Consider the following 23234-nt stretch of genomic DNA (forward strand, 5'->3'; position numbering starts at 1 on the left):
TTGCTCTTCGCGATGAGATAGTCGGCTGACGCCCAGGCCGCCAAGGCGCATTCAGGAAACACTCTGTTTCCGACAAAGTGCGTTTCCGACCATGCGGCCTGGGCCTCCCTCTTTGCCGGGAAGTGCCGCCCAAGCAATCACTGTCCCCTCGCCCGCTGCAGGCCGATGCGCTAAGCCGCCACCAGCGTCCGCTTCACGGCGCTCCGCCAGCCCTTCAGCTTCACCTTGCGGGTCGCCCCGTCCATCTTCGGTTCGAAGCGCCGGTCACGTGCCCAGGACTTGGCGAATTCCTGCCGGGTCGGCCAGACGCCGGCGCGGCTGCCGGCGAGCCAGGCGACGCCGAGCGCCGTGGTCTCGAGGATCACAGGGCGGTCGACCGGCGCGTCGAGCAGGTCGGCCAGTCTCTGCATCGTCCAGTCGGAGGCGACCATGCCGCCGTCGACACGCAGCACCGTGTCCTTGCCGTTGCTGCGCCAATCGCGATGCATGGCGTCGAGCAGGTCGCGGGTCTGGTAGCAGACGGACTCAAGCGCCGCGCGGGCAAATTCCGCCGGGCCTGTATTGCGCGTCATTCCATAGATCGCACCGCGGGCATCCGGGTCCCAATGCGGCGCGCCGAGGCCGGTGAAGGCCGGTACGAGATAGACCTCCTGTGATGGATCGGCACTTTCGGCAAGCGCGCCGGTGTCAGGCGCCGCCTTGATGACCTTGAGCCCATCGCGCAGCCATTGCACGGCGGCGCCCGCGACGAAAATCGATCCTTCGAGCGCATAGGTGGTTTTGCCGTCGAGGCGATAGGCGATCGTGGTCAGGAGTCGGTTCTTCGACCGGACGATATCCTTGCCGGTATTGAGCAGCGCGAAGCAGCCGGTGCCGTAGGTCGACTTCAGCATGCCCGGCTCGAAGCAGGCCTGGCCGATCGTCGCCGCCTGTTGATCGCCCGCAACACCGAGGATCGGGATCGCCGCGCCGAAGAGCGACGGATCGGTGACGCCGAAGTCGGCGGCGCAATCCTTCACCTCCGGCAGCATTGCCCGCGCAATGCGCAGGATCTCGAGCAGTTCGTCGTCCCAGGCATTGTCGACGATGTTGTACATCAAGGTGCGCGACGCGTTGGTGGCATCCGTCGCGAATGACTCGCCGCCCGTCAGTCGCCAGATGAGGAAGGTATCGATGGTGCCGAAGCAGAGCTCGCCCTTCGCGGCACGCGCCTGTGCCCCCTTCACGTTGGAGAGGAGCCAATGGAGCTTCGTGCCGGAGAAATAGGGATCGAGCAAAAGGCCGGTCTTCTTTGCGAAGGTCTTTTCCAGTCCGTTCTTCTTGAGCTTGTCGCAAAAGGCGGCCGTGCGGCGGTCCTGCCAGACGATCGCGTTGTGGATCGGCTTGCCGGTTTGGCGGTCCCATACGACCACCGTCTCGCGCTGGTTGGTTATGCCGATTGCAGCGACGTCGCTCGCGACAATGCGGGCCTTCTCCATCGCCTGCGTCACGGTGAGAACCACCGTCTGCCAGATCTCCTCCGGGTCGTGCTCCACCCAGCCGGACTTCGGGAAGTGCTGCTTGAATTCCTTCTGGCCGACGCCGACGACCTTTTGCGTCTCATCGAAAACGATCGCCCGAGTGGACGTCGTACCTTGATCGATCGCGAGAATATATCCGCCCATATGCCCCTCCTCGGCACGCGATGCTTCAAGACGAGGAGATGCGCCGGAACCCGGCTCCGCTCATCCTGTTCCTTTCGCCCTTCCTCAAAGGCCTTCGAAAGAGTTCAATACGATGGGAAAACGAATGTCAAACGAAAACAAAACGCAACACTCTCCCGGCCTCCCGACTGCCGCCGACAGTGCGTTGCAAGACCGAAAAACACAATTGTCACCGGCGCACTTTTGCGCGTAGGCTGAAGATCTTGCGACGCAAAACGAGCGACGGACGAGACAGGCATCGCGATGCCGAGGGAGAAATCGAGAATGACGAAAACTGCGGTCATAACGGGTTCGACGAGCGGCATCGGCCTGGCGATCGCCAAGGCCTTCGCGAAGTCCGGCGCCAATATCCTGTTGAACGGTTTCGGCAAACCGGACGAGATCCAGGCGGTGACGGACGAGGTTGCGGGTCTGACATCCGGCACGGTTGTCTACCACCCGGCCGACATGACGAGGCCGGAGGAAATCGCCGATCTGATGGCCACCGCCGCCTCGCGCTTCGGCGGCACCGACATCCTCGTCAACAATGCCGGTGTGCAATTCGTCGAGAAGATCGAGGATTTTCCGGTCGAACAATGGGACCGGATTATCGCCATCAATCTTTCATCCTCTTTCCACACGATCCGCGCGGCCGTTCCGGCGATGAAGCAGAAGGGCTGGGGCCGCATCGTCAACATCGCCTCGGCGCACGGGCTCGTCGCCTCTCCCTTCAAGTCCGCTTATGTTGCGGCTAAACACGGCATCATGGGGCTCACCAAGACCGTCGCCCTGGAGGTGGCGGAAAACGGCATCACGGTGAACTCGATCTGCCCCGGCTATGTGCTGACGCCGCTCGTCGAAAAGCAGATTCCGGATCAGGCGCGGACGCGCGGCATCACGGAAGAGCAGGTGGTCAACGAGGTGATGCTCAAGGGGCAGCCGACGAAGAAGTTCATCACCGTCGAGCAGGTGGCGTCACTGGCGCTCTATCTCGCCAGCGACGATGCCGCCCAGATCACCGGCACGCATGTTTCGATGGATGGCGGCTGGACGGCCCAGTAGAGCGAGACGGTGATGGCAACGGCATCCGACAGCATCCGCTTCATCCTGAACGACACCGACATCGTCCTTTCGGAGGTCGCGCCGACCGCGACGCTGCTTGACTATCTGAGGCTGGACCGCCGCCTCACCGGCACCAAGGAGGGCTGCGCCGAGGGCGACTGCGGCGCCTGTACGGTGCTCGCCGGACGGCTTGCCGACGATGGCCGCGGCGGCGAAAAACTCGTCTACGAAACCGTCAATTCCTGCATCCGCTTCCTGGGATCGCTCAATGCGACTCATGTCGTCACCGTCGAGCATCTGGCTGCCCGGGACGGCGCGCTCCATCCGGTTCAGCAGGCGATGGTGGATTTCCACGGCTCGCAATGTGGCTTCTGCACGCCGGGCATCGTCATGTCGCTCTACGGGCTGTGGCTGACCAACGATACGCCGCGCCGCGACGCAATCGAAAAGGCGCTGCAGGGCAATCTCTGTCGCTGCACCGGCTACGAGCCGATCGTGCGAGCGGCCGAAGCCGCGGCCAAGGCGCGACCTTCGGCGATCTTCGATCCGATCACGCGCACGCGGGAAGCGGTTGCCACAAAGTTGAAAGAACTTCGGCCGACGCAATCGATCACCATTCGCAAGGACGATGACTGTCTGATCGTGCCGGCGGATACGGCCGGTCTCGCGGCGGTACTCGCCGAACATCCGGCCGCCACCATCGTCGCCGGCGCCACCGACGTCGGCCTCTGGGTGACGAAACAGATGCGATCCTTGAACCCGGTCGTATTCATCAACGGCATAGCCGAATTGCAGCGGATCGAACGATCGGACGCCGGCCTGACGATTGGTGCCGGCGTCAGCTATACGGAGGCCCATGACGCCCTCGCGTCGGCATATCCGACCTTCGGCCGCCTGCTCGAGCGCATCGGCGGCGAGCAGGTGCGCAACATGGGCACGATCGGCGGCAATATCGCCAATGGTTCGCCGATCGGCGACAGCCCGCCACCGCTAATCGCCCTCGGAGCAACCGTAACATTGCGCTCGAAAGCCGGCACGCGCACGCTGCCGCTCGAAGATTTCTTCCTCGCCTATGGCAAGCAGGACCGGAAGCCCGGCGAATTCGTCGAAAGCATCTTCGTTCCGGCACTGCCGGCGGGGGACCTCTTCGCCGCGTACAAGGTCTCGAAGCGCCGCGACGAGGACATCTCCGCCCTGCTCGGCGCCTTCCGGATCTCCCTTGACGAGGAGAACCGCGTGACGACCGCCCGCATCGCCTATGGCGGCATGGCGGCGACGCCGAAACGGGCGAATGCGGTCGAGGCCGCGCTCACGGGACAGCCCTGGACGGAAGAGACGATCCGTACCGTGCAGCCAGCCCTCGAAACGGATTATCAGCCACTTACCGACTGGCGCGCCACCAGTGCATATCGCATGCTCGCTGCGAAGAACCTGCTGATGCGCTTTTTCCTGGAGAGCGCCGGTGAGACGGCTGAGCTTCGGCGGTTTGAGGAGGTCGCATGAAGGCCGACATCGAGAATTATGACCCGCGATTGCCCCTCTCCTCGGATTTAACCCAAGGCCTAACCCTCTCCCCGCGGGCGGGGAGAGCGGACGAGCGCAATGCGATAACGTCACTTTTCACCGCCCGGACGGGAAGAAAAACGCCGGTCCGCCCTCCGCAGTTGCGTAGCTACTGCGGAGGGCGGGCAGGCCGGATGAGGGGCCCCTCCGCCGTGAGGATTGGCTGAGATGGATAAAACCGCCTTCGAAGACGAAGCCACCATTGTCGGACCGATGCACGCGCGCCTCCCCCACGACAGCGCCCACAAGCACGTTGCCGGCACCGCCGATTATGTCGACGACATGCCGGAACCCGTCGGCACCCTGCACGGCGCGCTTGGCCTCACCGACCGGGCGCATGCGGAGATCCTGGAGATGGAACTTTCCGCCGTTGCCGCGGTCTCGGGCGTCGTCTGCGTGATGACTGCCAAGGACATGCCGCATTCCAACGACATCAGTTCGACGCATCTGCACGACGAGCCGGTGCTCGCCGACGGCCGGGTGCAATTTCATGGACAGCCGGCTTTCGCGGTTATTGCCGAGACGCGCGAGATCGCCCGCCGCGCCGCACGACTCGCCAAGATCACCTACCGGGACCTGCCGCCGCTGGTCGATGTCGCCGAGGCGAAAGCAGCGGGCGGCGAACTCGTCACGCCGCCGCTGACGCTCGAGCGCGGCCATGCCGAAACCGAGTTGCAACGGGCCCCTCGCCGGCTTCAGGGACAGATGCGGATCGGCGGCCAGGAACATTTCTACCTGGAGGGTCACATCGCGCTCGCGATCCCGGGCGAGGACGACGAGGTGACCGTCTGGGTCTCGACCCAGCATCCGAGCGAGATCCAGCATATGGTCGCGCAAGTTCTCGGCGTGCCCTCCAATGCCGTGACGGTGAATGTCCGCCGCATGGGCGGCGGCTTCGGCGGCAAGGAAACGCAGGGCAACCAGTTCGCGGCCCTTGCCGCGGTTGCCGCGCGCAAACTGCGTCGCGCCGTCAAGTTCCGCCCGGATCGCGATGACGACATGATTGCCACCGGCAAGCGGCACGACTTTCTCGTCGACTATGACGTCGGTTTCGATGAGGAAGGCCGCATCCTGGCGGTCCAGGCGAACTATGCCGCGCGATGCGGCTACTCCGCCGACCTTTCCGGCCCAGTCACCGATCGCGCCCTGTTCCATGCGGATAATGCCTATTTCTATCCGCATGTGAAGCTGACCTCGCAGCCGCTGAAGACGAACACGGTCTCGAACACCGCCTTTCGCGGCTTTGGCGGCCCGCAGGGCATGCTTGGCGGCGAGCGGATCATCGAAGAGATCGCCTATGCGCTCGGCAAGGACCCGCTCGACATCCGCAAGCTGAATTTCTATGGCGACAAGGAGTCCGGCCGCGACATCACGCCCTATCACCAAAGGGTCGAGGACAACATCATCCGCCGGATCGTCGACGAGTTGGAGGCAAGCGCCGATTATCAGGCGCGGCGCACTGCGATCATCGAGTTCAACCGGTCCAGCCGGGTAATCCGCAAGGGTATCGCACTGACGCCGGTGAAGTTCGGCATTTCCTTCACGCTTACCCATCTCAATCAGGCGGGCGCGCTCGTCCATATCTATTCGGACGGCTCGGTGCATCTCAATCACGGCGGCACCGAAATGGGCCAGGGGCTCTACACCAAGGTGGCACAGGTCCTTGCCGACAGTTTCCAGATCGACATTGACCGCGTGAAGATCACCGCGACGACCACCGGCAAGGTGCCGAACACCTCGGCGACGGCGGCCTCTTCGGGTTCCGACCTCAACGGCATGGCCGCCTTCGATGCTGCCCGCCAGATCAAGGAGCGGCTCGTCGCCTTTGCCGCCGAGCGCTGGCAGACCACTGCCGAGAATATCCGCTTCGTGGCGAATCACGTGAAGATCGGTGAAGAACTGGTGCCCTTCCCGGACCTGATCCGCCAAGCCTACATTGCCCGCGTGCAGCTTTCCGCCGCCGGCTTCTACAAGACGCCGAAGATCCATTGGGATCGTCCCACCGGCCGCGGCGCCCCCTTCTATTATTTCGCCTATGGCGCCGCCGTCTCCGAGGTCTCGATAGACACGCTGACGGGCGAATACCTGGTCGACCGCGTCGACGTGCTGCATGATGTCGGCCGCTCGCTCAATCCGGCGATCGATCTCGGCCAGATCGAGGGCGGCTTCGTCCAGGGCATGGGTTGGTTGACGACGGAAGAGCTCTGGTGGGACGAAAAGGGACGGCTGAGAACGCATGCGCCCTCCACCTACAAGATTCCGCTGGCCTCGGACCGGCCGAGGATCTTCAACGTCCGCCTCGCCGAATGGTCGGAAAACGCCGAACAGACGGTCGGCCGTTCCAAGGCGGTGGGGGAACCGCCGTTGATGCTGCCCATTTCGGTGCTCGAGGCCCTCTCCATGGCGGTCGCGAGTGTCGCCGATTACCGCGAATGCCCGCGACTGGACGCGCCGGCGACGCCGGAACGTGTCCTGATGGCGGTGGAGCGGTTGAGACATTGAGATTGCCCTTCGCAGGGAGAGGATGCCCGGCACGAGGGGCAGTCGCGAAACGGCTCCCGATCAAAGCCCTTCATCATCCAGCCGGGGCGGGCGTCCGTCCATGAATCCCATATCTCTCTTCATGTGATCCGACACGGCACCGATATCCAGCCGCGGATAGGAGGGCCGCATCAGCGTGCGTACGCCCGAGGCCAGCCCGGACATAAGCTCGCGCGGCAAAAGTGCTTTTCGTTCAGTGCGTTCCAGTGCATCGCAAGTCATCGTCGCAAATCCTTCGGAATGGGAAAGTCGACTTGCAGGATGTCGATAAGCATGCTCGAATTCCAATCGAATATCCATCTGCATGCATCAAGAGAACTTATCCATGAAGCTATCGAAGCAGTTCCCGCTGAATGCACTGAGGGTTTTCGAAGCGGCCGCCCGGCTCGGCAGCTTCACCAGGGCGGGTGAAGAGCTCGGCATGACCCAGACGGCCGTCAGCTATCAGATCAAGCTCATCGAGGAGAGTGTCGGTGAGCCTTTGTTCTTGAGGCGCCCGCGGCAGGTCACGCTGACGGAAGTCGGCGCCCGACTGGCCCCCAAGGTTACCGAGGCCTTTGAAATGCTCAAGGACGCGGTCGCGTCCGCCCGTGGCGACACTGAAGCGGCCCTGCTCATCAGCTCGACGGCGACCTTTGCCTCGCAATGGCTCGCCCGGGAAATCGGCACATTCCAGCTCGAACATCCGAATATTGCCGTACGCCTGGTGGCGAACGACGCGATCGTCGATTTCAGCAAGGAATCGGTCGACGTTGCGATCCGTTCCGGCAAAGGTGACTGGCCGGGGCTCGTCAGCCACCGCTTGATGCGAGTGGAGTTTGCCCCCATGCTCAGCCCCGCACTTGCCGAGACGATCGGTGGCGTGCGCACGCCGCGGGATCTACTGAAGCTCCGCATCATCGACCCTCGAGATCCCTGGTGGCCGTTGTGGTTCCACGCTGCCGGTGTGGACGATCCGGATCTGGCCAGCCGTCCCGTGAGCCGGCTCGGCGCACAGGTCTTCGAGGCTCGTGCAGCGGTGGCCGGCCAGGGCGTCGCGATCCTGATGCCGGAATTCTATAGCGACGACGTGGCGCTCGGCAGGCTTTACCAGCCGTTCAATCTGCGCTGCAGCGATACTCACGACTACTGGCTCGTCTATCCGCATGCTCGCCGAAACACGCCGAAGATCCGTGCTTTTCGCGATTGGATTCTGGGCGCGCTTAACCCGGATAGCATCACTTGATGCAAATGCTGAAATGACTGAATCGCACGCCCAGGACATCAATCTAAGCTTTTGTAATAGATCAGCTTCGCGAGACGCTCACCGTTCGGCGAAAATGCGGAGGGCAGCGAAATCGCCCCTTCCCCGCCATCGCTTTTTCTCGCAAGGTTGGGCGAACGAAGACAAAGGGGAACTGAATGTATGAATTCGCCATTGCCTGGGAATGGCTGGCTTTTGCCGTCCGCTGGCTGCATGTGGTCACCGCCATCGCCTGGATCGGCTCATCCTTCTATTTCATCGCGCTCGACCTCGGCCTGGTGATGCGCGACCACTTGCCGCCGGGCGCCCACGGCGAGGAATGGCAGGTGCATGGCGGCGGCTTCTACCATATCCAGAAGTATCTCGTTGCGCCCGAGAGGATGCCGGAGCACCTCACCTGGTTCAAATGGGAGTCCTACTCGACCTGGCTCTCCGGCTTCGCCATGCTCTGCATCGTCTATTATGGCGGCGCCGATCTTTTCCTCGTCGACCGGCATGTGCTGGACATTTCGGCAACGACCGCGATCGCACTCTCCCTTGCCTCGCTCGGGCTCGGTTGGCTCCTTTACGACCTGCTCTGCAAATCGCTCCTCGGCAAGAACACCTGGGGGCTGATGATCCTGCTTTACGTCGTGCTCGTCGCAATCGCCTGGGGCTATACGCAGGTCTTCACCGGCCGGGCCGCATTTCTGCATCTCGGCGCCGTCACGGCGACGATCATGTCGGCCAACGTCTTCTTCGTCATCATCCCCAACCAGAAGATCGTCGTTGCCGACCTGATCGCCGGGCGCACGCCCGATCCGCGGCTCGGCGCGCAGGCCAAGCAGCGCTCGTTGCACAACAATTACCTGACGCTGCCGGTCATCTTCTTCATGCTGTCGAACCACTACCCGCTTGCCTTCGCGACCGCCTTCAACTGGATCATCGCGGCGCTCGTCTTCCTGATGGGCGTCACGATCCGCCACTGGTTCAACACGACCCATGCGCGCAAGGGCACGCCGACCTGGACCTGGCTCGCCACCGTGCTTCTCTTCATCCTCATCATCTGGCTTTCGACGGTCCCGAAAGTCTTGACCGGCGAAGAACGAGCCGAGGCCGCGCCGGCCTTTGGCCGCTTTGCCGACAACGCGCATTTTCCGGCGGTGAAGGAGGCGATCTCCACCCGCTGCAGCATGTGCCACGCGGCCGAGCCCGTCTATGAGGGCATCGCTCGCCCCCCGAACGGGGTCACCTTCGAGAGCGACGGCGAGATTGCCGCGCGCGCACGCGAAATCTATATCCAGGCCGGGCGCAGCCATGCGATGCCGCCCGGCAACATAACCGACATGACGGCGAAGGAACGTGGCCTGGTCACAGCCTGGTTCGAAAGCGCCGTCGGGGAGACACGATGACACCCGCCCTCATTCGCGGCCGCACCCTGAGCTTCAACCGAGCACCGCAAAGCATCGACGACAGCGCCGCCTATGCTTACGAAAGCGATGGCGCCCTGCTGATCGAGAACGGGCTGATCAAGGCCGCCGGCACCTACACGGCGGTCAAGGCGGCGGCACCGGAAGGGGTGGAGGAGATCGACCACAGACCGCACCTCATCGTGCCGGGCCTGATCGACACGCACCTGCACTTTCCGCAGATGCAGGTCCTCGCCTCCTATGCGGCCAACCTGCTCGAATGGCTGAACACCTATACGTTTCCCGAGGAGTGCCGCTTCGTCGAGACCGCGCATGCCGAGCGTATCGCCGGGCACTTCTTCGACGAGATGGCCCGCCACGGTACGACGACGGCGACTGCCTATTGCTCCGTGCACAAGGCGTCCGCGGATGCCTTCTTTGCCGAGAGTCTTAGGCGCGGGACGTGCATGGTCGCCGGCAAGGTGATGATGGACCGCAACGCTCCGCAGGGCCTCCTCGATACACCGGAGACAAGTTATGACGAGACACGCGCCGTCATTGCCAACTGGGACGGCAAGGGCCGCAACCACGTCGCCATCACACCGCGTTTCGCCATCACCTCGACGCCGGAGCAGATGGAAGTCGCGCGATCGCTCCTCAGCGAATTCCCGCACCTGCACGTGCAGACGCATCTTTCCGAGAACCGCGACGAGATCGCCTACACATGCGAGCTCTTTCCGGAAGCGCAGGACTATACCGACGTCTATGCCCGCTACGACCTGCTCGGGCGAAAGAGCCTCTTCGGCCACTGCATCCACCTCTCCGAGCGCGAGGCCGATGCGATGAGTGAGAGCGGCTCCGTCGCCGTCTTCTGCCCGACATCGAACCTCTTCCTCGGCTCCGGCCTTTTTCCATTGCGCGTGCTGACAAGGCGCGAAAAGCCGGTGCGCGTCTCGGTCGCCACCGACATCGGCGGCGGCACCAGCTACTCGATGCTGAAGACGCTCGACGAGGCCTATAAGATCCTGCAATTGCAGGGCGAACGGCTGAACCCGTTCGAGACCTTCTACATGATGACGCGCGGCAATGCCGAGGCGCTGTCGCTTACCGACCGCATCGGCACGCTGGAGCCGGGCACCGATGCCGACCTCACGGTCTTGAATATGGCGGCAACCCCACCCATGGCGCTCAGGGCGGAAGTGGTCAATTCGCTTGCCGACGAGCTCTTCCTGCTGCAGACGATGGGCGACGACCGCGCCGTGGCCGAGACCTATGTGGGTGGTCGGCCGGCCAAATCGCCGCTCGACGCAATTCAAGCAGATTAGAAAGTGGTCAATTTTTTTTACCTCTGCTATTACGCCCCCGCCTGAAACGTGATAATGGCTCGGCAGTCATCATTGCTGAAGGCCGAGCCCCATGACGCAAATCCTCGACATCCACGATCTGAAGGCGCTCGCTAGGCGGCGCGTACCGAAGCTCTTCTTCGACTATGCAGACAGCGGCGCCTGGACCGAGGGGACCTACCGGGCGAACGAGGAAGACTTCCAGAAGATCAAGCTGCGCCAGCGGGTTCTGGTCGATATGACCGATCGCTCGTTGGAAACGACGATGATCGGCCAGCAGGTTTCCATGCCGGTGGCGCTCGCTCCGACGGGCATGACCGGCATGCAGCATCCCGACGGCGAAATGCTTGCCGCCCAGGCGGCAGAGGCCTTTGGCATCCCCTTTACGCTGTCGACCATGAGCATCTGCTCGATCGAGGACGTCGCGTCGGTAACGACGAAGCCTTTCTGGTTTCAGCTCTATGTCATGCGCGAGCGCGAATTCGTGCTCAACCTCATCGACCGGGCAAAGGCCGCAAAATGCTCGGCGCTGGTCCTGACGCTCGACCTGCAGATTTTGGGCCAGCGCCACAAGGATCTGCGTAACGGCCTGTCGGCACCGCCGCGCATGACGCCGAAGCACCTCTGGATGATGGCGACGCGGCCGCGCTGGTGCATGCAGATGCTCGGCACCAGCCGACGCACCTTCCGCAACATCGTCGGACACGCGAAAAGCGTCACGGACCTTTCCTCGCTCAGCGCCTGGACGGCCGAACAGTTCGACCCGCAACTCTCCTGGAAGGACGTCGAGTGGATCAAGGAGCGCTGGGGCGGTCCGCTCATCCTCAAGGGCATTCTCGACCCGGAAGACGCCAAGATGGCGGCAAAGACCGGCGCCGATGCGATCATCGTCTCGAACCATGGCGGCCGGCAGCTTGACGGCGCCCCTTCCTCGATCAGCATGCTGCCGCGCATTGTCGATGCCGTCGGTCACCAGATCGAAGTTCATCTCGATGGCGGCATCCGATCCGGCCAAGATGTTCTGAAGGCGATCGCACTCGGCGCCAAGGGCACCTATATCGGTCGCCCGTTCCTGTATGGCCTTGGCGCCTTGGGCAGGGAGGGCGTGACGCTCGCCCTCGAGATAATTCGCAAGGAGATGGACATCACCATGGCGCTTTGCGGCAAGCGCCTCATCACCGAAGTTGGACGCGACGTCATCGTGGAATAGCGACCGCAGAATGCGCCGCGGCGCTTCAGCTGCCCCGATAGGTGGAATAGCCGTAGGGTGAGAGCAGCAGAGGCACGTGATAGTGGCTTTCGGGATCGGCGACGCCGAAGCGCAAGGGGATGAGATCGAGAAAGGCCGGTTCTGAAAGCGCCACGCCCGCCGTCCGAAGATAGTCGCCGGCGTGGAAGACCAACTCGTAGGTACCCGCCGTGAAGCCGGCGCCTTCGGCAAGCGGACCGTCGATCCGGCCGTCGCTATTGGTCTCTGCCGTGCAAAGCAGGCGCCGTTCCTCGCCCTCCACCCGATAGAAATCGATGCACAGCCCCTGGGCAGGCTTGCCGCGCGCGGTGTCGAGAACATGGGTCGTCAGGCGGCCGGATTTGCTCATCGGATATTCTCCACGGAGAACGGATCGGGAATGATGAAGGGAGCCTCGTAAAAGAACTCCTCCAGATTGTCGCCCGGTCCTGCACGATCGACGACGAGGAAATTGCTTACGGCACCGATCGCCATCAGCGGATGATGCCAGACATTGCGGCCATAATTCACGCCCTGCCGGCCGCTCGCCAGGAACACCCGCGGCCGCAGCGGCCGCCCGCCTTCGTCCTCGGCGACCACCACAAGCCAGGGCCAATCCTCGAGCGGCGAGAAGCTTTGGCTGCCGAGCGGATGACGCTCCATCATGGTGAGTGCGTAGGGAAAGGCCCGCGGCTCGCCACGGAAGAGGTTGATCACGACGCGCGCGCCTTCGCCGACGACCTCGGCCTCCGCAAGCGCGTGAAACCGCTCGGTATTGCCGCCATTGATGAGGCGCATCGACGCCGGATCCGCTTCGATCACCGTTCCGAACGGCGCGAATGCCTCCCGCGTCAGCGGTTCGATCGACAGCAGATGCGACGTCGGGCCTTGCTTCCTGTCAGGAACGGCACCATCAGGCATAATCATCTCCCGGAAGCATGGATTTGAGACGCAGCCGTGCGATCTGCTCCACCTCAGCGCAGGCGGCTTCAAATTCCTCTTCCGCGGGATTGTCAATGCGCCGCGCGAAGGCCGCGAGAATATCGTCCTTCGTCAGTCCCTTCACCGCAATGATGAAGGGGAAGCCGAATTTCTTCGTATAGGCCTCGTTGAGGGCCGTGAAGCGTGCATGTTCCTCGGGCGACAATCGGTCCAGTCCTGCAGACGCCTGTTCCGCGCGCGAATCGGGGGTGAGTTCCCCAGCGACCGCCAGCTTGCCGGCGAGGTCCGGATGCGCCTTGAGGACGGCGAGGCGTTCCGCAGGCGAGGCGGCGCGAAAGGCAGTGCAGAGCGCCGAATGCACATTGCCGGCGGTCAACCCGACGGAGGCTGCGCGATCATAGGCCCGCTCCGCCACCCAGGGGGAATGTTCGAAGACGCCGCCGAAGCGGCGGACGAATTCTTCGCGTCCGGACATCAGCGCATTCCTTCCGGCTTGTGATGCTCGTACCAGTGGCGTGCAATATCGACGCGCTGCGGCACCCAGACCTTGTCGTGCGACAGGACATAGTCGATGAAGCGGGCGAGCGCCGCCGCGCGTCCGGGCCGGCCGACCAGGCGGCAATGCAGGCCCACATTCATCATCTTCGGGCTGCCCTCCTTGCCTTCCTCATAGAGCACGTCGAACGTATCCTTGAGATAGGTGAAGAACTGGTCGCCGGAGTTGAAGCCCTGATTGGTGGCGAAGCGCATGTCGTTCGCGTCGAGCGTATAGGGAATGATGAGATGCGGTTTGTCGGGTGTCGGCCCCGGCACCCAATAGGGTAATTCGTCCGCATAGGAGTCGCAGGAATAGAGGAAACCGCCCTCCTCCAGAACCAGCTTCAGCGTATTGACGGACGGCTTGCCCTGGTAGATGCCGAGCGGCCGTTCGCCCGTCAGTTCCGTGTGCAGCCGCACCACCTCGCGAATGTGCTGCCGCTCGACCTCCTCGGGAAAATCCTTGTATTCGAGCCAGCGCAGCCCATGGCTGGCGATCTCCCAGCCCGCCTCCTTCATCGCCGCGACCGCCTCGGGGTTGCGGGCCATGGCAAGCGTCACCCCGTAGACAGTCAGCGTCACGCCGCGGCTCGTGAACAGCCGCCATAGACGCCAGAAGCCAACGCGCGCACCATATTCGTAGATGGATTCCATGTTGAGGTTGCGCTGCCCGGGCCAAGGTTGCGCGCCGACGATTTCCGACAGCAGGCTTTCGGACGTCGGATCGCCGTCAAGAATAGAGCTCTCGCCGCCCTCCTCATAATTCAGCACGAACTGGACCGCGATGCGCGCGTCGCCAGGCCAGCGCGGATCAGGCGGCGTGCGTCCATAGCCGACGAGGTCGCGCGGATAGGTCTTCTCTGCCATCAAATCACCCTTCGATTTTTCCGGAACGGTAGCACCGCGGGCCGGATTGTCGAGATGCAAATGACGGCGAAAGCGGAACCGAAGCAGGTCCGGAAAGGCCATCGAAAATCCGCTTAGCGTGGCGTCGGCAAGGGCGCGACTGTGCGCGGCAAGGGGTCTACCTTAGGGCGACGCTCCGTCGGCCGCCTTGCACGATCTCCACGCGGACGCGCGGAAATCTTGCCGAGTGGATGCTGCGAATGCACGCGCATCGGCGCCCTGGCATCCTGTTCGACGAACAGCGCAAGGCTGTCGACCACGTGCGGCTCGGCCAGACGCGGCTCGAATAATTCGCGCAGCGGCGTCTCCAGCCGCCGTTCGGCGGCAGCGCTCAAGGGTCCCGTAAGCTTAAGATGGAAACGATACTCGTCCATCACGAAGGGGTCGCCCCAGCGGTGAAGATTGGAGAATTGCGGTGCCGTCAGCCGATCCGGATCCGTACGCTCGATCTCCTCCTCGCTAAGCGGCGCGCGAAAGCGGTCGAACGCCTCGATGACGCGGGCCGCAAGCAGATGCATCGCATGGAAAGGCACGTGCGGCACCAGTCCCCAGCACTGGCTGATGCGCGCCAGTTCCATACGCTCGACCGTCAGCGGCGTTTCGGCGGTGGTGAAGTGCATCAGCGCCTTCAAAAGCTGGCCCTCGTCGGTCTCCGGCGCCAGGCGGAACGGTGCCATGATCATGGCATGGAAGCCGAACCGGCGCGGCACGGCGGTATGGAAGGCGATTTCCGAAACACTGAGGGCGCCAACGGAAGGAAACTCAACCGCCTCGCCCGAATAGACGCTCCGTCCAAGCCAACTCGCCGCAACGGCAGAGAGCGGATCGCTCATCGGCGGGGTGAAACATATGGCATACCGCATGTCGCAGGCTCCGAAACCGGTTCAGAGCAGGACGAGGCAACCCGCTCCGATACACATCGGCCGCGTGTTAGGTGATTTGCGTGACAGATTGACGAATTCGAACGGGGCTATCTGAGCGCTTCCATATGGGTCGCGCAACGGAATGAGTCCGGAAGATCTACGCGAGCCTGCCGCCCGGCAATTTCGTCGATCACCCATTGCGCCAGCACATGCGCCATCCCGAAACTGATCTTAAAGCCCCCCGTCAAGACCGACAGCCGGCCATGGTCGGGGTGTCGGCCGACCATCGGTTCGCGCCCGATGGCCTTCGGGCGCAGGCCCGCCCAGCGCTCGACGACCGGAGCGCCTAGAAGCGCGGGCGCGAGTGCCGCCGCGCGGTCGATCAGCACCTGCAACTGCTCGTCCGTCGAAAACGGCGCGTCGAACCGATTTTCGCTCGTGCTTCCGACCGCCACGTGGCCATTGTCATGGGCAACGATATAAAGCCCGTCGGTGAAGATGATCGGCGACGCCGGGTCGATGTCGGCGCGAAGCAGGGCCGCCTGCCCTTTGATGGCGACGCCGCTCGGCGCCTGCCCACTGCGTGCCAAATGGTCGATGAAGGCGAAGCTCTCGACGCCGGCCGCAAGGATACAATGGCCGAAGACCAGCGCCCTGCCATCGGCAAGCAGGAGCCGACCGCGCTCCGGATCGACCGACGCAACCTCAGCGCCCTCCTCGATCCGGACATGGGAAAAACCGGCGATTGCGGCGCGGAGCACCCGAAGCAGGTCTCGCGGCGAAACCCGGGCGGCCAGGGTGTCGTGCACGATACCAAAGGGTGCCGCCTGGATCGCTGGCCAATCGCCGGTTCCGCCATCCTTCACGTGCCAGTGGAAACGCCGCTCGCCCGCGATCCAGTGCCGCGCGGCATCCTGTTCATGGCCGCGGGCGATGTCCTTGAGATGCGGTTTGCCGAGCGGCATGACCCGGCCGGAACGGCGATAGCCTGCCGACAGGCCGGTCTCCTCCTCGAGCCGAGCGATTTCCCCTTCCAGCGACACCAGCGCGTCGAATTGGAACTGCTTCTTCGCGTTCCAGCGGTCCGGCATATGCGGCATGAGCGCGCCGAGCAAGCCGCCGCTCGCTCCCGCACCAATCCTCTTGCCTTCGATGAGCCGCGTCTCAATGCCGATGCGCCCTGCCATGAGGGCGGCCCACAGGCCCATGATCCCGCCGCCGACGATCAAGACTTCGCTCATCGATTGACCTACCACTGCATAATTCCTTAGATCGTATTCGATCTGACGATCAAATTATGCCGCAACTCGAAGTGCTACTGCGAGCTTTGCGCGCCCCAGGGGGCGCGCGGCGCTGTAGATTGGGAAAATGATCCGCATTGACATGACAGCAATCGATCTCCGCCAGACGCAATCGCCCGCCGCGCAAAGCCTCGAATGGCACGGGGGCGATATGCCCTATTCGGTGGAATTTGGCGATCACTTTTATTGCCGCACGGACGGGCGGCTCGAATGCGGTCATGTCTTCCTCGCCGGCAACAGGCTGCCCGGGCGATGGCGAGGATGCGGCGCCTTTACCATCGGCGAACTCGGCTTCGGCACCGGGCTCAATTTCTGCGAAACCTGGCGGCAATGGAAACAGGCCTCGCCGAATGGCGGACGCCTGCATTTCGTTTCCTTCGAGCGCTTTCCGATGCAAGCCGAGGAAATCGCCCGGGCATTGTCGCACTGGCAGGAAATCGATGCCGAGCGCCAGGCGCTTGTCGCCAGTTGGCCTCACCTCCCGGCGAGCCGGATCGATATTGATCTCGGCAAAGTACGGCTGACGGTCGTCTGCGGCACGGCGATCGACGGCGTAACCGCCGCAGCGGAACGCTTCGACGCCTGGTATCTCGACGGCTTTGCGCCGTCCCGCAACCCGGACATGTGGTCCGAGGAATTGATGCGGCTCGTCTTCGAGAGGACGGTGCCGGGAGGTACTTTCGCAACCTATGCCGCGGCCGGTTTCGTTCGCCGCAACCTCACGGCTGCCGGCTTCGCCGTCGAGCGCCTGCCAGGTTTTGCCGGCAAGCGGGAGATGCTGCGCGGCGATAAGGTCTGACGCGGCACCCTCTTGTACTCGCGGCGGCGCAAACGAAGTCCAGTGGATCGCCCCGTCCCATCCGGATCGGTCAAATCCACTGCCGTTGGCTTCAGGGGAAGACCACGGATTTCACCGTTGCGATCAGTTGATCGGTCGGGGCCGCGACGCAGTTGCGGTCGATCTCGGCAAGCGTCCTTTCCCTGACCTGGTGCGACAGCAGCTTTCTCAAGTCGCCGAGCGTCTTCGGCGCGGCACAGATCACCAGGTTCTCGAAAGCATTCTCGAGCGCGTAGTGATCGATCTTCCCCGCGATCTCGGCGGCAAAGCGATGTTGCTCCTCGCGGACCGGATCGCTGCTGTACTCCATGGCCGACCGACCGTGACCGACCGATGAATGGCTGCGGCCGGGCTTGTCAGCCATGATGTCCTGGGCCCGTTTGCCCTCGATTTGGTAGGTCTCCTCTGCCGGATGCTGATGGCCGTCCTTCAGCAAATTGACGTCCTTGACGATGCGCGCCGCGTTTCCGTCGGCTGCCAGTATCCAAACCCGGTTCCGCACTACGTCCTCCGCTCATATCGTGGTTGGCAGATAGGTCGGCGAATGCACAGGAAACGGAACGGTTGAAACTCGCGTCAGGTTCCCAATCGCCGATAGTCCTTTTGTCCAAAATCTCACGCGGCTTGGCTACAGGCGGGCAAGATAGGCTTCGAAATTGCGGTCCGGCGTCGACTCGTATCGCTCGCGCTCGGTCTTAAGCGAGAGGATCCGGTCGACCCGGAAATCGCGAAAGTCCTGGCGCAGTTCACACCAGGCCGTCAGCAGCCAATGATGCCCGAAAATGCTGAGGCCGAGCGGCCAAATTGTACGCTCCGACAGTTCTTGTGCAAGGCTTTCATAGGTGATGCTGAGTTTGCGCTCTCCGGCAATGGCCTGGCGGATGTCGCCCAGCAGCGCCGGCGGGGCGGGCTGCAGCGCCGATCGGAAGGCGCGAAGCGGTGCGCGGCGCAATTTCTCCGCATGTTCGGGCGGAAGGCCGTGGCCGATTTTCTCCATCGCCTCGCGCGCCGCCTGCGCCAGGCGCCCGTCGCCGAGCATTTGCACGGCGCGCACGCCGAAGGCCAGCGCCTCCAATTGCTCGAAGGTGAAGGTGAGCGGAGGCGCATCGAAAGCCTCACGCAAGAGGTAACCGACGCCGCGCTCGCCGTCGATCGGCGCACCCGAAGCAATCAGGTGCTGCATATCGCGATAGATGGTGCGCGGCGCGACCTCCATCCTTTCGGCAATTTCGCCCGCCGTCATCGCCCGGCCTGTGGCGCGCATGAGTTGGATGATACGGAACAATCGGTCGGCAGGCCGCATGGTCTTCTCCAATTCCGGACGGGCGGAGCGGAATGGGGGCCGAGAGTCGGTCACGCCTTTCCTCAGACAGCTTAGCCGGCTATGGCCATAAGGCTGTCAGTTGGAATGTGCTTAAGTCAAGCCGCATTCAAACAAGGAGATCCCGATGACAACGAAACACGTTCTCGAACTCGCCGTATGCACGGTCCCGGACAAGGAGATCGCGATAGCGGCACGCGGCAAGGCCATGCAGGTCGTCTCGCGTTATCCGGGCTTCGTCTCCTGGCGCGCAGTTACCGCCTGCGAAACGACCGACATGCTTGCCGATCTTGTCGAATGGGAGACGCTGGAGGCGGCGCGAGAGGCCGGAAAGCGCGTCATGACCGACCCCGATTTCGCACCCTACATGGCGGCGATCGGCTCGGTTCAGCTCATGCAGCATTTCCTGACCGAACGACAGATTTGAACGACGGCAAGGCGATGGCGGAACCCCTGAAAAATCTCCTGCATCCGGGCGTCGTGATGGAGATCGCCGATCGCCTGTCCCGCTGCGCCCCCGGCTTCGACCGCGACCGATTTGTCGCTTCCGCCGGCGGTGGCCTCGAGTCGCTAGAACTGATGCAGCGCTCGCTCAAGATCCGAGATGCCCTCATCGAGGGTCTGCCCCTGGACTTTCCCGCGGCCGTCTCGATCCTCGATGCGGCGTTGCCGAACGGCAATGCGCCCGGCCTCACCGGCTGGGCGCTTCTGCCGACGAGCCAGTTCGTCGCGGTTCGCGGGCTTGGCGACTTCGAGCTTTCCCTGTCGTTCCTCCGTCGGCTCACCCCCCACTTCACCGGCGAGTTCGCGATCCGCCCCTTCATCCAGCAGGAACAGGACCGGGCACTGAAGACGATCCGCCGCTGGGTCGAGGATGACGATCATCACGTCCGGCGGCTGGCAAGCGAGGGCACGCGCCCTCGCCTGCCCTGGGCGATGCGACTGCCAAGGCTCATCCTCGATCCGCGGCCGATCCTCCCGATCCTCACGGCGCTTCTCGACGATCCGGAGGAATATGTGCGGCGCTCCGTCGCCAACAGCCTCAACGACATAGCCAAAGATCATCCCGACCTCGTCGCGGATTTCGTGGCCGCGCACATGGCAGGCGCATCGCCTGAACGCCTGAAATTGCTGCGGCATGCCTCCCGCACGCTCCTCAAGCAGGGGCACCGCGGCGCGCTTGCCAATTTCGGCTTCGAGCCGCCGCTCGGTGTCGCCGCCCACCTTGCACTCGTGACGCCGACCGTCCGGTTCGGCAACGATCTCGTCCTCGGATTGACCATGCGCAATGCGGATGGCTCCAGGCAGCGAGTCATGATCGACTATGCCGTGCACCATCGGAAGGCGAATGGCGACACGTCGCCGAAAGTGTTCAAATGGACGACCGTGACGCTCGACCCCGGCAGCACCATCGAGTTCAGGAAGCACCACCCGATGCGGCCGATCACCACGCGACGCTACTATGGCGGCGCTCATCGCGTCGTGATCCTGGTCAACGGGCAACCCGCCGCCCAGGCGGATTTCGAACTTGTCATGGCTTAGACGGGAACTTTACCAAAATGCCCCGGGTCGAGCGCTGAATTCGGACCCAGCAGAAGAAGCAGCTTGACTTTTGGAGCCAAAGCAACGACATGAGGGTGCGTCACCTTCCGGCCGCCGCGTGAGCGCGCCCTCGGCAACCACTTTCAAGCCGTGAAGAAGGAAAGCGCGTGACATCGCCGCGAATTGCGGTCAGCACAGGCGCTTGACGACTTTTCTTTAACCCACAAGTTCCCAATTCACGCGGGGTTCTTGACGCCAGACGACACCGGAATTGCATCCTGCGGTTCCGGCGAGAGCGTTTGGCGCCCCGAAAGGTATACGCATTGTCCACTTTTGAAGCGCTCGGTCTTTCCGAGCATATTCTGGCAACACTCTCGGCCAACGGTTTCGAAAAACCGACGCCCATCCAGGCGCAGGCCATTCCGATGGTATTGAAGGGCCATGACCTCATCGGCCTTGCGCAGACCGGTACCGGCAAGACCGCTGCTTTCGGCCTGCCGATGATCGAAAAGCTGGTTGCCGATGGCAAGCGCCCGGATCCGCGCAACATCCGCGCTCTCGTGCTTGCTCCCACTCGCGAACTCGTCAACCAGATCGCCGCCAATCTGAAGCTCTTCGTCAAGAAGAGCCCGCTCAAGATCGGCGTCGTCGTCGGTGGCGTCTCGATCAACAAGCAGACCGAACAGCTCGCCCGCGGCGTCGACATTCTCGTCGCCACCCCCGGCCGCCTGCTCGACCTCGTTGCTCGCAAGGCGGTGACGTTGACGCAGGCTCGCTATCTCGTCCTCGATGAGGCCGACCAGATGCTCGACCTCGGCTTCATTCACGACCTGCGCAAGATTTCCAAGCTGGTTCCGAAGAACCGTCAGACGCTGCTTTTCTCCGCAACGATGCCGAAACTGATTGCCGAGCTCGCCGGCGAGTATCTGACCGATCCGGTCAAGGTCGCGGTCACGCCTCCGGGCAAGGCCGCAGACAAGGTCGAGCAATATGTCCATTTCGTTCCGGGCAAGGACCTGAAGACGCAGATCCTCAAGCAGACACTGACCGCCAACCCGGATGGCCTGTCGCTGATTTTCAGCCGCACCAAGCATGGGGCCGAGAAGCTGATGAAGCATCTCGACCATGTCGGTTTCAAGGCCGCCTCGATCCATGGCAATAAGAGCCAGGGCCAGCGCGAGCGGGCGCTCAAGGCTTTCCGCGATGGCGAAATCCGCGTGCTCGTCGCGACCGATGTCGCCGCCCGCGGCATCGACATTCCGGGCGTCACCCATGTCTACAACTATGATCTGCCCGAAGTGCCGGATGCCTATGTGCACCGCATCGGCCGCACGGCCCGCAATGGCCGTGAGGGCATCGCGATCGCCTTCTGCGCCCCCGACGAAATCCGCCTGCTTCGCGACATCGAGAAGCTGATGGGCATCGAGATCGCCGTCGCCAGCGGCGAGGCGCCGGCCGATCAGGCTCGCCCGTCGAAGGGACGCGGCGGACGCGGCAATGGTCAGCACCGCGGCAATGGCCAGAACCGCGGCAATGGCGGTGGTCCGCGGCAGGACAAGGCACCACGCCGGAATCGCCCGGCGCGCGAGGCGGCAGTCGGCTTTGCCGGCGACGAGCTCCTCCTCGAAGATCGCCCGCAGAAGCACGAGCGGCGCGACCAGCGTGCGGCGGGTCATGGGCATCATGACGGCCGTTCGGAAGGCAACCGCAACCACGAGGCCAAAAAGCACCATCACGGTCGCCCGGGACCGCAAGACGGCCGCCGCGGCGTGAGCGACGGCAATCGCCGCCAGGACATGCGCCGCGCCGGCAAGGGCGGCCGTTCAGCCTAGCGCATTGGCCCGAAAATCGTACCCGATTTTCGGAAAGCTCGATGCGCAGATTCAAAGCGTCACAGCGATCTTTGCGCGTCTGAAAAGACGCGCGGCGCTGTAGCGCATCGGCCCGAAAAAGCAGAAACCCGGCCGCAGAAGCACGTCCACGGCCGGGATTCACCCGTCTCTCTCTATCGCCTCACACAGCGGCAGCCTTACCGGTCTGCCCCTCGGAACGTGCCTCGCTTTCGCTCTTGCGATTGGTGAGATAGACGCCGGTCACTGCAATGACCGTACCAACGATCATCGGCCAGGTGAGCGCTTCGCCCAGGAGGAGTGCCGCCTCAACGGCCGCAAGCGGCGGCACCAGATAGATCAGCGATGCGGCGCGAGAGACCTGACCGCGGCGAATGAGATAGAGCAGGAGGGCGATCGCTCCCATCGACAGGCCGAGGACCGACCAGGCGAGCGCGGCGACAAGTTCGACGCTCCAGGTCACGCGCATATCCTCGAGCGTCAGGGCCATGGGCACGGTGACGATCAGGGCGCCGGCATATTGCAGCGTCGCGATCGCCCGGATGTCGCCGGTCTGCAGGTGCCGCTTCTGGTAAAGCGTGCCATAGGTCACCGCACCCATTCCGAGCACATTCACCGCCACCGGAAATAGACTGATATCGGCGTCGATCGCCAGCACCTTCGGCAGCACCGCAAGCGCAATGCCGGAGAAGCCGAGCGCGAGCCCAAGTCTCTGCACCCGGGTAATATTTTCGCCGATCAGGTAAGGCGCCGCGACCGCGGTCATCAGGGGCTGGAGGCCGGCGATGATGCCGGAGATGCCTGCGGGCACCCCCTCGCCGATCGCCCACCATATCGCACCCAGATAGAGGCCATGGAGAAACATGCCGGAGATCACCGCATGGCCGATTGTCTTCCCCGAGCGCGGCCAACGCGCGCCGGTCGCGGCACAGAAGCCGATGAAGAGCAGGATGGCGATGCTGTAGCGCAGCGCCAGGAAGGTCAGCGGTTCGGCGAAAAAGGCCGCATATTTCGCAACCACCCAACCCGTGGACCAGAGCAGCACGAAGAGGGCCGGAGCCAGACGGGCAAGCAACATCGGTGT

The 23234-nt window shown here is 63.3% G+C and carries 22 protein-coding genes; 11 read left to right on the forward strand and 11 right to left on the reverse strand.

Features of this window, described 5'->3' with window-relative positions; genetic code table 11:
• Positions 1–170: 170 nt before the first annotated feature.
• Positions 171–1664 carry a glycerol kinase GlpK gene (gene glpK / locus AC4P1R_RS11305; RefSeq protein ID WP_492176946.1) on the reverse strand — a complete coding sequence of 498 codons (1494 nt, stop codon included), beginning with the start codon at positions 1662–1664 and terminating at the stop codon, positions 171–173.
• Between the two features lie 303 nt (positions 1665–1967).
• On the opposite strand from glpK, the gene AC4P1R_RS11310 reads away from it, so the two are divergent.
• The 3 genes from AC4P1R_RS11310 to xdhB all read left to right on the forward strand — a co-directional run bounded on the left by AC4P1R_RS11310 (position 1968) and on the right by xdhB (position 6809).
• Positions 1968–2744 carry a 3-hydroxybutyrate dehydrogenase gene (locus tag AC4P1R_RS11310; RefSeq protein WP_069458072.1) on the forward strand — a complete coding sequence of 259 codons (777 nt, stop codon included), beginning with the start codon at positions 1968–1970 and terminating at the stop codon, positions 2742–2744.
• A 12-nt stretch (positions 2745–2756) separates the two neighbouring features.
• Complete coding sequence (xdhA, locus tag AC4P1R_RS11315; protein ID WP_492176947.1) at positions 2757–4247, forward strand: xanthine dehydrogenase small subunit; 1491 nt, start codon at positions 2757–2759, stop codon at positions 4245–4247.
• A gap of 228 nt (positions 4248–4475) precedes the next feature.
• Positions 4476–6809, forward strand: a complete 2334-nt coding sequence (gene xdhB, locus AC4P1R_RS11320) for a xanthine dehydrogenase molybdopterin binding subunit (RefSeq protein ID WP_492176948.1) — start codon at positions 4476–4478, stop codon at positions 6807–6809.
• Between the two features lie 60 nt (positions 6810–6869).
• On the opposite strand, the gene AC4P1R_RS11325 is transcribed toward xdhB, so the two are convergent.
• Positions 6870–7154, reverse strand: a complete 285-nt coding sequence (locus AC4P1R_RS11325) for a hypothetical protein (protein ID WP_492176949.1) — start codon at positions 7152–7154, stop codon at positions 6870–6872.
• A gap of 19 nt (positions 7155–7173) precedes the next feature.
• Here AC4P1R_RS11325 and AC4P1R_RS11330 point away from each other — a divergent pair, with 19 nt between their 5' ends.
• The 4 genes from AC4P1R_RS11330 to AC4P1R_RS11345 all read left to right on the forward strand — a co-directional run bounded on the left by AC4P1R_RS11330 (position 7174) and on the right by AC4P1R_RS11345 (position 12032).
• On the forward strand, positions 7174–8073 hold the full coding sequence (locus tag AC4P1R_RS11330) for a LysR substrate-binding domain-containing protein (protein WP_069458075.1): 900 nt from the start codon (positions 7174–7176) through the stop codon (positions 8071–8073).
• 176 nt (positions 8074–8249) lie between these two features.
• Positions 8250–9482 (forward strand): urate hydroxylase PuuD, encoded by a 1233-nt coding sequence (locus AC4P1R_RS11335; protein WP_225191273.1) that lies wholly within the window; start codon positions 8250–8252, stop codon positions 9480–9482.
• Complete coding sequence (gene guaD, locus AC4P1R_RS11340) at positions 9479–10804, forward strand: guanine deaminase (RefSeq protein WP_492176950.1); 1326 nt, start codon at positions 9479–9481, stop codon at positions 10802–10804. Before AC4P1R_RS11335 ends, guaD begins: the two co-directional genes overlap by 4 nt.
• A 91-nt stretch (positions 10805–10895) precedes the next feature.
• Positions 10896–12032 (forward strand): alpha-hydroxy acid oxidase, encoded by a 1137-nt coding sequence (locus tag AC4P1R_RS11345; protein ID WP_492176951.1) that lies wholly within the window; start codon positions 10896–10898, stop codon positions 12030–12032.
• 25 nt (positions 12033–12057) lie between these two features.
• On the opposite strand, the gene uraH is transcribed toward AC4P1R_RS11345, so the two are convergent.
• The 6 genes from uraH to AC4P1R_RS11375 all read right to left on the reverse strand — a co-directional run bounded on the left by uraH (position 12058) and on the right by AC4P1R_RS11375 (position 16539).
• Positions 12058–12420, reverse strand: coding sequence for a hydroxyisourate hydrolase (gene uraH / locus AC4P1R_RS11350; protein ID WP_069458079.1), 363 nt, complete (start codon positions 12418–12420; stop codon positions 12058–12060).
• Positions 12417–12971 carry an ureidoglycolate lyase gene (locus AC4P1R_RS11355; RefSeq protein WP_492176952.1) on the reverse strand — a complete coding sequence of 185 codons (555 nt, stop codon included), beginning with the start codon at positions 12969–12971 and terminating at the stop codon, positions 12417–12419. The genes uraH and AC4P1R_RS11355 overlap by 4 nt, the downstream gene beginning before the upstream one ends.
• Positions 12964–13467 carry a 2-oxo-4-hydroxy-4-carboxy-5-ureidoimidazoline decarboxylase gene (uraD, locus tag AC4P1R_RS11360; protein ID WP_273360822.1) on the reverse strand — a complete coding sequence of 168 codons (504 nt, stop codon included), beginning with the start codon at positions 13465–13467 and terminating at the stop codon, positions 12964–12966. Before uraD ends, AC4P1R_RS11355 begins: the two co-directional genes overlap by 8 nt.
• Positions 13467–14396 carry an allantoinase PuuE gene (gene puuE / locus AC4P1R_RS11365; protein ID WP_069458208.1) on the reverse strand — a complete coding sequence of 310 codons (930 nt, stop codon included), beginning with the start codon at positions 14394–14396 and terminating at the stop codon, positions 13467–13469. The genes uraD and puuE overlap by 1 nt, the downstream gene beginning before the upstream one ends.
• Before the next feature lie 113 nt (positions 14397–14509).
• Positions 14510–15298 (reverse strand): DUF1045 domain-containing protein, encoded by a 789-nt coding sequence (locus AC4P1R_RS11370; RefSeq protein WP_492176953.1) that lies wholly within the window; start codon positions 15296–15298, stop codon positions 14510–14512.
• A gap of 107 nt (positions 15299–15405) precedes the next feature.
• Positions 15406–16539 carry an NAD(P)/FAD-dependent oxidoreductase gene (locus AC4P1R_RS11375; RefSeq protein WP_069458083.1) on the reverse strand — a complete coding sequence of 378 codons (1134 nt, stop codon included), beginning with the start codon at positions 16537–16539 and terminating at the stop codon, positions 15406–15408.
• A gap of 142 nt (positions 16540–16681) precedes the next feature.
• Here AC4P1R_RS11375 and mnmC2 point away from each other — a divergent pair, with 142 nt between their 5' ends.
• Positions 16682–17398, forward strand: coding sequence for a tRNA (5-methylaminomethyl-2-thiouridine)(34)-methyltransferase MnmC2 (gene mnmC2, locus AC4P1R_RS11380; protein WP_492177742.1), 717 nt, complete (start codon positions 16682–16684; stop codon positions 17396–17398).
• Positions 17399–17489: 91 nt separating this feature from the next.
• Here mnmC2 and AC4P1R_RS11385 read toward each other — a convergent pair whose 3' ends face one another.
• Positions 17490–17939 (reverse strand): host attachment protein, encoded by a 450-nt coding sequence (locus tag AC4P1R_RS11385; RefSeq protein ID WP_069458084.1) that lies wholly within the window; start codon positions 17937–17939, stop codon positions 17490–17492.
• A gap of 126 nt (positions 17940–18065) precedes the next feature.
• The gene (locus tag AC4P1R_RS11390) at positions 18066–18740 is read right to left on the reverse strand and encodes a helix-turn-helix transcriptional regulator (RefSeq protein WP_492176954.1); all 675 of its coding nucleotides are present in this window, start codon (positions 18738–18740) and stop codon (positions 18066–18068) included.
• A 145-nt stretch (positions 18741–18885) separates the two neighbouring features.
• Between AC4P1R_RS11390 and AC4P1R_RS11395 the strand changes: the two genes are divergently transcribed.
• The 3 genes from AC4P1R_RS11395 to AC4P1R_RS11405 all read left to right on the forward strand — a co-directional run bounded on the left by AC4P1R_RS11395 (position 18886) and on the right by AC4P1R_RS11405 (position 22132).
• A complete protein-coding gene (locus AC4P1R_RS11395; protein WP_492176955.1) occupies positions 18886–19185 on the forward strand; it encodes a hypothetical protein in 300 nt (99 codons plus the stop codon).
• 14 nt (positions 19186–19199) lie between these two features.
• Complete coding sequence (locus AC4P1R_RS11400) at positions 19200–20300, forward strand: DNA alkylation repair protein (protein WP_492176956.1); 1101 nt, start codon at positions 19200–19202, stop codon at positions 20298–20300.
• A 323-nt stretch (positions 20301–20623) separates the two neighbouring features.
• The gene (locus AC4P1R_RS11405; protein ID WP_069458087.1) at positions 20624–22132 is read left to right on the forward strand and encodes a DEAD/DEAH box helicase; all 1509 of its coding nucleotides are present in this window, start codon (positions 20624–20626) and stop codon (positions 22130–22132) included.
• 181 nt (positions 22133–22313) lie between these two features.
• Here the strand turns inward: AC4P1R_RS11405 and AC4P1R_RS11410 are convergent, their stop codons facing one another.
• Complete coding sequence (locus AC4P1R_RS11410) at positions 22314–23225, reverse strand: DMT family transporter (RefSeq protein WP_192803779.1); 912 nt, start codon at positions 23223–23225, stop codon at positions 22314–22316.
• Positions 23226–23234: the final 9 nt, after the last annotated feature.

It is taken from the genome of Sinorhizobium sp. Y406 (assembly GCF_058732025.1).

Excerpts from the sequence above, each read along its gene's own strand:
- xdhA (WP_492176947.1), top strand. The coding sequence starts at position 2,757 with ATGGCAACGGCATCCGACAGCATCCGCTTCATCCTGAACGACACCGAC.
- AC4P1R_RS11370 (WP_492176953.1), bottom strand. The coding sequence starts at position 15,298 with ATGCGGTATGCCATATGTTTCACCCCGCCGATGAGCGATCCGCTCTCT.
- AC4P1R_RS11390 (WP_492176954.1), bottom strand. The coding sequence starts at position 18,740 with ATGCGGCCTGCCGACCGATTGTTCCGTATCATCCAACTCATGCGCGCC.
- xdhB (WP_492176948.1), top strand. The coding sequence starts at position 4,476 with ATGGATAAAACCGCCTTCGAAGACGAAGCCACCATTGTCGGACCGATG.
- AC4P1R_RS11330 (WP_069458075.1), top strand. The coding sequence starts at position 7,174 with ATGAAGCTATCGAAGCAGTTCCCGCTGAATGCACTGAGGGTTTTCGAA.
- uraH (WP_069458079.1), bottom strand. The coding sequence starts at position 12,420 with ATGAGCAAATCCGGCCGCCTGACGACCCATGTTCTCGACACCGCGCGC.
- AC4P1R_RS11335 (WP_225191273.1), top strand. The coding sequence starts at position 8,250 with ATGTATGAATTCGCCATTGCCTGGGAATGGCTGGCTTTTGCCGTCCGC.
- AC4P1R_RS11325 (WP_492176949.1), bottom strand. The coding sequence starts at position 7,154 with ATGCAGATGGATATTCGATTGGAATTCGAGCATGCTTATCGACATCCT.
- uraD (WP_273360822.1), bottom strand. The coding sequence starts at position 13,467 with ATGTCCGGACGCGAAGAATTCGTCCGCCGCTTCGGCGGCGTCTTCGAA.
- AC4P1R_RS11375 (WP_069458083.1), bottom strand. The coding sequence starts at position 16,539 with ATGAGCGAAGTCTTGATCGTCGGCGGCGGGATCATGGGCCTGTGGGCC.
- guaD (WP_492176950.1), top strand. The coding sequence starts at position 9,479 with ATGACACCCGCCCTCATTCGCGGCCGCACCCTGAGCTTCAACCGAGCA.
- AC4P1R_RS11395 (WP_492176955.1), top strand. The coding sequence starts at position 18,886 with ATGACAACGAAACACGTTCTCGAACTCGCCGTATGCACGGTCCCGGAC.
- puuE (WP_069458208.1), bottom strand. The coding sequence starts at position 14,396 with ATGGCAGAGAAGACCTATCCGCGCGACCTCGTCGGCTATGGACGCACG.
- AC4P1R_RS11310 (WP_069458072.1), top strand. The coding sequence starts at position 1,968 with ATGACGAAAACTGCGGTCATAACGGGTTCGACGAGCGGCATCGGCCTG.
- AC4P1R_RS11400 (WP_492176956.1), top strand. The coding sequence starts at position 19,200 with ATGGCGGAACCCCTGAAAAATCTCCTGCATCCGGGCGTCGTGATGGAG.
- AC4P1R_RS11355 (WP_492176952.1), bottom strand. The coding sequence starts at position 12,971 with ATGCCTGATGGTGCCGTTCCTGACAGGAAGCAAGGCCCGACGTCGCAT.
- AC4P1R_RS11345 (WP_492176951.1), top strand. The coding sequence starts at position 10,896 with ATGACGCAAATCCTCGACATCCACGATCTGAAGGCGCTCGCTAGGCGG.
- glpK (WP_492176946.1), bottom strand. The coding sequence starts at position 1,664 with ATGGGCGGATATATTCTCGCGATCGATCAAGGTACGACGTCCACTCGG.
- mnmC2 (WP_492177742.1), top strand. The coding sequence starts at position 16,682 with ATGACAGCAATCGATCTCCGCCAGACGCAATCGCCCGCCGCGCAAAGC.